General features: G+C 61.3%; 1 protein-coding gene. It reads left to right on the plus strand.

All coding sequences use genetic code 11. From position 1 onward, the window contains the following. On the plus strand, nt 1-840 hold an 840-nt coding region (locus AC629_RS44630; RefSeq protein WP_143199980.1), incomplete at both ends, for a transposase.

Here is an 840-nt window from a genome sequence, read left to right on the forward strand (position 1 = left end):
CTATCTGAGCCAACTTGACACGGCCGACCGACAGGAGCCGAGCGAGGCTCTGGCGGCGAAGGTGACGAGGCTTACCGAGAAGTTGACGAAGCTGAAGGGAGAGATGGGCAAGCTTGCGGCCTACGAGAAGCAGATGCTGGCGTCGCCGGATCAGCAAATCTCCCTGACCGATCCGGATAGCCGTTCGATGGCAACCAGTGGCCGCGGATCCGGCGTTGTCGGCTACAATGTCCAAGTCGCCGTCGATACCGACCATCACCTGATCATCGCGCATGAGGTGACGAACAGCGGCTCAGATCGCGCACAACTTGCCAATATGGCCAGGCAGGCGAAGGCTGTTCTGAAGACTGAGGCGCTCGAGGCCGTTGTCGATCGCGGCTCCTTCAGCGGTCCGCAGATCCTCGCCTGCCACGAGGCCGGCATCACAGTAACTCTGCCCAAGCCGATGACTTCGGGCGCCAAGTCGGACGGACGCTTCGGGAAGCAGGACTTTGTCTATTTGCCGGAGGAAGACGCCTATCGTTGTCCGGCCGGGGAGCGATTGCCGTATCGCTATACAAATGAAGAAGCCGACAAGATGCTCCGGCGCTACTGGACCAACGCCTGCAAGAATTGTTCGATCAAACCCCAGTGCACGCCCGGGTCAGAGCGACGGATCACGCGATGGGAGCACGAGAATCTGCTCGACGCCGTGCAGCAGCGGCTCGATGCGAGCCCGCTCGCTATGCGGCTTCGTCGCGAGACTGTCGAGCATCCGTTCGGCACGATGAAGGCACGCATGGGAGCGACGCACTTCCTGACCCAAACTCTCCCAAAGGTAGCCGCCGAGATGGCCCTCTC

The organism is Bradyrhizobium sp. NAS80.1 (assembly GCF_001908205.1).
GTDB lineage: Bacteria > Pseudomonadota > Alphaproteobacteria > Rhizobiales > Xanthobacteraceae > Bradyrhizobium.